This window comes from Enteractinococcus helveticum (genome assembly GCF_020742345.1).
GTDB lineage: Bacteria > Actinomycetota > Actinomycetes > Actinomycetales > Micrococcaceae > Yaniella > Yaniella helvetica_A.
In genome coordinates this window covers 1-5,813 of record NZ_DYXC01000026.1, presented here as the reverse complement: position 1 = coordinate 5,813, position 5,813 = coordinate 1, and the positions used below count along the sequence as shown (strand labels likewise).

The window sequence follows — 5,813 nt, the reverse complement described above, 5'->3', positions numbered from 1 at the left end:
TTTGCAAGAACAAGGTGGTTAGGTTTTCCAATATTCCATGAGTTCTGGTGAAATGAGTGGTGTCGGACGAGACGCAGTATACATTGCTGGGCGGATTATCCGACGAGTCAAAGAGCGGGAACCGGTCGCCTGAGCTCGTCATGGCAGCGGAAGCCTCATTTTCTGCTAGGTATGCGACCCAGCTCAGTTCTCAATGAAAGTGAGCGTTCGTCGAATGGAACTTAAACCCTATAAGCCCGCAGATCGAGCACAAGCGCTGCACGTAGCGCTCCGTGCATGGCGTCCCGTGTTTGAACACATGCGAGAGGCCGTCCCCGGCTTTGTCTACGATAATTTCTATCCGGACGGTTGGGAAGCACGACAAATTGCGGATCTTGGTGCGGTATTGGATGACAACCCCGATGACATCACTGTCGCCACGATGGATGACCAGATTGTCGGCTGGATCAGCATCAAGATCCACCCCGAAGACAATATGGGCGAGATCCATGTGGTGTGTGTTGACCCAGCATATCAGCGCCAAGGGATTGGAAAGCGGTTGATGGATCACGCGCACCAAGCAATCCGTCAAGCCGGGATGGGCATGGTTATGGTCGAAACCGGAGGTGATCCCGGGCATGCCACAGCACAAACCACCTATGAAGCCGCCGGTTATCAGCGGTGGCCCGTCGCGCGATATTTCAAAGACCTGACTGACTAAATGATGAGTGATTTCTTCGGGTTTGACCTGTTCGAAAAATGACGGTAGTGGTACCATGATGTGGTCCTAGTCAATGTTCTCTAAAGACGTCCCTCAATGAAAATGTCCATGAGTGCAAGTGAAGCCAGAATAATTGACATATGGTGCAGCTGGCGCCTGGTCTCGCAGAATCACTCACGAACATAGGCTGGTATATCTCGTAGACGGTAACGACCTCATCATTTTGCAGGCTCGTTATCACTATTAGGTCTGTAGACCTGCGCTCACAGAATTTTCAACGGCGCTCAACGATACTCCCATTGTGAGGGATTGACCCGTCGAACTGAATGGGAATGGCATGGGCTTGCGTGATATTCCGGCCGTCTACTGCATGCAGGTGCAGGTGGGGTTCTGTACTATTGCCCGAGTTGCCGCAGCGCCCAATCGGTTGGCCAGCTGCCACCCGCTGACCGGTGGTCACCTCAGCGCTGCCTTGTTTCAGGTGACATAGCGCAACCACTGCGGTTCCTGTCAGATACTCTGTCTCGATCAACACGTGATTACCGATCAGCGCAAGCCAACTTTCAGCAGCCCGACGACGCTGGGTCAGCGCATAGCCGACCGAAGGGAAACCGCGATATGCATGATGATCAGCCTCGGTATCGTGCACGCCGACAACTACGCCGTCGACGGGGGAGAGCACCGGCCGCCCAAAACCGGTAAATGCCTCGGCGGCTTCAGACCGAAACAGCGAGCCGAAGGTAAACGGCGCAGAGCGACCGTCGTCGTCCACAGGCACGAAATCGATGGCATAACTGAGCCCAAACAACGCTGTGCCGTGGCTTGGCACGCGATTCGCGGGGCTATTGCGAACCTGCCACTTGCCGTCAAAGGGATAGCTGAGATTCAACGGTTGATCCGGTGCCATCTGCGCCTCGTTTCTTCCTCGGTGCGTCCTGACGATTCCATCCTACGAGCTCCTGCACGCTGGGATGTGCTCGGATAATTGAAGCAAATCGCTATTGTCATATCTGATGGCTCCACAAGCGCCTCACCTCAGTGGCCCAGACTGACGGCAACTGAAGTACGCACGCTTCCACACCATCGCATAGCCGATGGCCATTCTGTTGCCAATGCAACAAGGAAATCGCAATGGACCCGCTAAATCTCGTAACCTCGAGGTGGGAGCCTAACCGGGGTGCTGTGTTCTGGGCATTCCACCGCTGGTCGTGCTGATCGCTGCACTATTTTAGTACCAGATGGCCGTGGCGGTAGCCGTTATTCTGGGCGCGGTCGCTGGCGGTTGCGTTTGATTTCGGAACGCTGCCGTTTGGCTTCAAGACGACGACGCTTTGATCCCCGCGTGGGTCGAGTCGGGCGCCGCACCACCTCGGGCATCACGGCCTCACGTAATAGGGCAGCCATGCGCTGTCTGGCCGCCTTGCGGTTTTGACGTTGGGACCGGTGTTCGGCTGCATCAATGGTCAGTACGGTGCCAGCAAGCTGGGCAGCTAACCGGTGCAGGACTCGTTTTCGTTGGACGTCGTCCAGGGCTGATGTTGTGCCAAGGTCAAGACTGAGTTGTACCCGTGAATCGGCGGTATTGACACCTTGGCCGCCGGGCCCAGAGGCCCGAGAAAACTGTTCGGTCAGTTCGGCTGCTGGTATCCGGAAGCCTCGAGGGGCGCCGGGTCCTGCTGGTACAACCAAATCCTGCATAGCTTCAGCGTACCTGTGCTACGCATGCGGGTGGTTGCCCCCACGCCTGCGGTGGCATAGACGTTGACGCCGGCTGGTGGAACACTGGAGAGCAGGGTAACTCAAGCTGCCGACGGTGCCTCTGAAGTTGGTTGGTTGAACCCTAACCCTGGGCCGTCCAGCACGGGGCCGTTGGTCCTGATCTTCTCCACCGACCCGGGCGCAACGCTTGCGGCAGCCGAAGCCCCATATAGGTTTCCCGGTGGCCGTCGATTCGAATGTATGGGCCCCAGTGGCAATCGTTTGGGTGTCTATGCTGACCAGTGAGTGAATAGCTCGAGGGTAACGACGAGATAGTAGAGGTGAACACGATGGGCCTCAGCAAACGGCAAGCTGATCCAACTGCCGGTCGATCTTCACGGCATGTACCACCACCAGTGCTGGCAGCGGGCGCTCTTGGTGCCCAAGTATTGTTGAGCGAAAAGCGCGAGCGCACGAAACGAGCAAAGGCTGCCGGAGCGCTCGTTGCAGCCGGATCGTTGCTGTTAATGGGTGGTGCGGTGATCGAATTTCAGCGTTACCATACGACCGTCAACCCAAAGACCATGGACACCACCACACTGGTGGTTGAGGGGCCGAACCGGTTCACCCGAAATCCGATGTATCTGGGATTGGCTGGGTTACTGACCGCACATGCACTGTGGCGTCGATCATGGTCAGCGCTCATTCCGGTTGCAGCCTTTGCACTGGTCATAGATCGAACGCAGATCCCAGCCGAAGAAACGGTACTCCAACAGCGTTTCGGAGCCGCCTATGAACAGTATCGGGCGATCACTCCGCGATGGATCGGACTCCCACGGCGCAATTGAACGGCCAATACGTCCACACCAGGCAACTGAGAGCTTAGTTATCCTGGGTGGACTTGGGGAAACGTCGTCCAGTGACTTCATGTGGTCGGATCCGTACGAAGCGCTCCTTCTTGCCGGCTTGCCATGGGCGCACCTCAACTTCGAAGGAATCCACAGCTTCGTCAATCGCTCGGAAAGACGTTGCGTGGCCTTTGATCACCACGCTCCAGACCAAACCCGTCTGGGCGTCATAACCGTCGGCTTCAAAAGCCACCGATGCATCGCTCAACGCGCTGGTCACCTTGGTGCCTTGTGCAGAACGGAAAAGGACGGTGCCCTGATCGACCGCAAAGTTCACTGGGAAAATCTCGGGGTGGTCACCGACGATAACGGCCAGCCGTCCCACCTCGGTGCTTCGCAATAGCTCCCAGCATTGATTTTCCGACAGCTTCTCAACCGAACTCATGATCCACTCTCCAGCACACGAAAGTACTTCGACTCGCGATTTCCATGCTACAGGCTGGCTGAAAATGACAACATGGTCCACCACAGGTCGCTTGTTCAGGTGACACTCGCACATAAATCTGTGAGCATGACGACGCCGGTGTACCAGCGAGAAACTTCTCGTTTTGATCGAGTGCTTGAGTTTTTAGACGAGATCTAGGCTTTTGCAGTGACTTTGCTTGCCTCTTCACGACGCGAAGCACAAGCGATCCGCACACCGGTGCGCTGCCATTGCCAACCGCGGTTTATGCCGCCAACATTGCGTTGGCAGTTATTGCTCATTCGATCATGTTGCAGGTCGCGGTCCGCCGAGGTTTGCTCATCGAACCGTTGAATCGCCACCAGCTGCGTGCCCGGGTTCTTGACTTACTGGGCGCCCCGCTAGTTTTTCTTGTTTCCATCTCGATTGCATATCTCACCGATGGCAATACCGCGATACTCTGCTGGCTCACGTTGTTGATCGTTAGGCAGCTCAGGGCTCGTCTGATACGACTGGACGCTGCGCGAGTTGGGAACCGTTTTTGATCACGAAGCCAGAACCTTCGCCAGTACTCACCTCAGCTAGCTGAACGTGTCATGGTGGAACCATGCAACAACTTTTAGTGATCCACCACGCACCGACGCATAACGTACAGCAGCTGCTTGAGGCAGCGCTGCGAGGGGCCAATCATCCTGACATCGAGGGCGTGGAAGTCACCTCCGTGCCTGCTTTGGCTTGGGCACGAGGTGAACAAGATGAGACCGTGATCCAAGAAGCTGACGGGTATTTGTTCATCACCCCGGCAAATTTCGGGTACATGAGCGGGGCACTCAAACACGTATTCGACAGCACCTTCCTGAAAATTGGCGGGTCTCTGAGTGCTGAAGGCAATGCTAGTGATAGCGTCGGCGAGGCGCGTCGTCGGTTGTATGGTCTCATTGTGCATGGACGATATGACACCACGGGTGCGGTTCGATCTGTGGAAGGAATCGTCGGTGGTTTAGGGTGGCGCCGTGGCGGTGAAATCCTGGAAGCCCTAGGCGATGTCACACCAGAACATCTCGAAGCAGCTGAAGACCTTGGAGCCACCGTCGCCATCCAACTCGTGGACTAGTTATCTTTTTCTATCGGAAACGTCTATATAGCGGTTCTTTGCTCCGTGCCTCAGAGCAGGGTGAGATCGAGGCTTATATCGACGATAAACGATCAAGAAACGCGCTGTTGTCTATACACTTGGCTCCACACACCGACTCGTTAGCCTTGAGGGGCGGTAACTATGGGCATGCTGAATTATGCTGCGACCATTTCTCTTGATGGATACGTGGCCAATAGCAACGCAGATTTTCAATGGGCGGCTCCCAGCGACGAAGTGCTTGCACATCATCTCCAACGCATGCATCAAGTGACCACCCAAATACTTGGACGCCGAGTATATGGACTCATGAAGCATTGGTCCACGGTGTGTGAGCAAGCTGCGCACTCCACAGCAGCGACCGAATTCGCTAAGCGTTGGGTAGCTATAGACAAGATCGTCGTTTCCAATACCCTCTCCAAGGTCGACTTTTCAGCCAACGGGAGCCGGTTAGTTCGCGAGCTGACCCTGAGGGATATACGCCATATGGTGGCAAGAAACGACGGTGTCACCCAGATCTTCGGGCCCACCACAGCAGCTGAAGCGCTTCGCACGGGAATGGTTGATCCTTAGAACTGTCTATTGTTCCGGTTATGATCGGCCAAGGTCGACGAGCCCTCCCGGAGGGCGCGTATCGCAAAATGAAACTCACACAGCAGCGAGTATTCGACGATGGCACCGTCTTTCTTCAGTACGACAGAACCTAAGGTCAGGCAACACCTGGTCTGAAGCCTCCACATGGCACCCTATGCTTCGGGTGGTGCAACCGCGCATGAGTTATGGACTGTTGGTCTTCTTTGCCATGCTGGATAACGCGTTTCCAGCGAAGTACGGCGAGTGATGCTTAGATGGGCAATCCTGAAAATCAATGCACATCATAACGCCGGCGCTCATATAATTCGAACAGGTCTCTATCGCGGTATCTGAGCTGGTTTCATCATCTTGTCTGCGCGCAGATGCTGCAACTTATGG

Annotated in this window: 8 protein-coding genes and 1 pseudogene; 5 read left to right on the top strand and 4 right to left on the bottom strand. The window is 55.5% G+C overall.

Translation table 11 applies throughout. The annotated features are described in order from the left end of the window. The first annotated feature begins 214 nt into the window (after positions 1-214). Together K8V32_RS01545 and K8V32_RS01540 are read left to right on the top strand one after the other, a co-directional pair. Complete coding sequence (locus K8V32_RS01545; RefSeq protein WP_303901810.1) at positions 215-700, top strand: GNAT family N-acetyltransferase; 486 nt, start codon at positions 215-217, stop codon at positions 698-700. A gap of 133 nt (positions 701-833) precedes the next feature. After that, a pseudogene (locus K8V32_RS01540) lies at positions 834-947 on the top strand (Txe/YoeB family addiction module toxin); the annotation flags it as partial. A 27-nt stretch (positions 948-974) separates the two neighbouring features. Here K8V32_RS01540 and K8V32_RS01535 read toward each other — a convergent pair. Then, complete coding sequence (locus tag K8V32_RS01535; protein WP_303901808.1) at positions 975-1,607, bottom strand: M23 family metallopeptidase; 633 nt, start codon at positions 1,605-1,607, stop codon at positions 975-977. 350 nt (positions 1,608-1,957) lie between these two features. Continuing rightward, complete coding sequence (gene arfB / locus K8V32_RS01530; RefSeq protein WP_303901804.1) at positions 1,958-2,398, bottom strand: alternative ribosome rescue aminoacyl-tRNA hydrolase ArfB; 441 nt, start codon at positions 2,396-2,398, stop codon at positions 1,958-1,960. 350 nt (positions 2,399-2,748) lie between these two features. Between arfB and K8V32_RS01525 the strand changes: the two genes are divergently transcribed. Beyond that, positions 2,749-3,246, top strand: a complete 498-nt coding sequence (locus tag K8V32_RS01525; RefSeq protein ID WP_303901801.1) for a methyltransferase family protein — start codon at positions 2,749-2,751, stop codon at positions 3,244-3,246. A 34-nt stretch (positions 3,247-3,280) separates the two neighbouring features. Here K8V32_RS01525 and K8V32_RS01520 read toward each other — a convergent pair whose 3' ends face one another. Both K8V32_RS01520 and K8V32_RS01515 read right to left on the bottom strand, forming a co-directional pair. Beyond that, a complete protein-coding gene (locus K8V32_RS01520; protein WP_303901798.1) occupies positions 3,281-3,691 on the bottom strand; it encodes a pyridoxamine 5'-phosphate oxidase family protein in 411 nt (136 codons plus the stop codon). A 194-nt stretch (positions 3,692-3,885) separates the two neighbouring features. Then, entirely contained in the window at positions 3,886-4,011 is a 126-nt protein-coding gene (locus tag K8V32_RS01515) for a hypothetical protein (RefSeq protein WP_303901795.1), read from the bottom strand. A gap of 305 nt (positions 4,012-4,316) precedes the next feature. Between K8V32_RS01515 and K8V32_RS01510 the strand changes: the two genes are divergently transcribed. Both K8V32_RS01510 and K8V32_RS01505 read left to right on the top strand, forming a co-directional pair. Further along, positions 4,317-4,823, top strand: coding sequence for a flavodoxin family protein (locus K8V32_RS01510; RefSeq protein WP_303901792.1), 507 nt, complete (start codon positions 4,317-4,319; stop codon positions 4,821-4,823). 207 nt (positions 4,824-5,030) lie between these two features. Continuing rightward, positions 5,031-5,414, top strand: coding sequence for a dihydrofolate reductase family protein (locus K8V32_RS01505; RefSeq protein WP_369681028.1), 384 nt, complete (start codon positions 5,031-5,033; stop codon positions 5,412-5,414). Positions 5,415-5,813: the final 399 nt, after the last annotated feature.

Coding starts and splice junctions, on each gene's coding strand:
- K8V32_RS01510 (WP_303901792.1), top strand. CDS start 4,317: ATGCAACAACTTTTAGTGATCCACCACGCACCGACGCATAACGTACAG.
- arfB (WP_303901804.1), bottom strand. CDS start 2,398: ATGCAGGATTTGGTTGTACCAGCAGGACCCGGCGCCCCTCGAGGCTTC.
- K8V32_RS01515 (WP_303901795.1), bottom strand. CDS start 4,011: ATGAGCAATAACTGCCAACGCAATGTTGGCGGCATAAACCGCGGTTGG.
- K8V32_RS01545 (WP_303901810.1), top strand. CDS start 215: ATGGAACTTAAACCCTATAAGCCCGCAGATCGAGCACAAGCGCTGCAC.
- K8V32_RS01535 (WP_303901808.1), bottom strand. CDS start 1,607: ATGGCACCGGATCAACCGTTGAATCTCAGCTATCCCTTTGACGGCAAG.
- K8V32_RS01520 (WP_303901798.1), bottom strand. CDS start 3,691: ATGAGTTCGGTTGAGAAGCTGTCGGAAAATCAATGCTGGGAGCTATTG.
- K8V32_RS01525 (WP_303901801.1), top strand. CDS start 2,749: ATGGGCCTCAGCAAACGGCAAGCTGATCCAACTGCCGGTCGATCTTCA.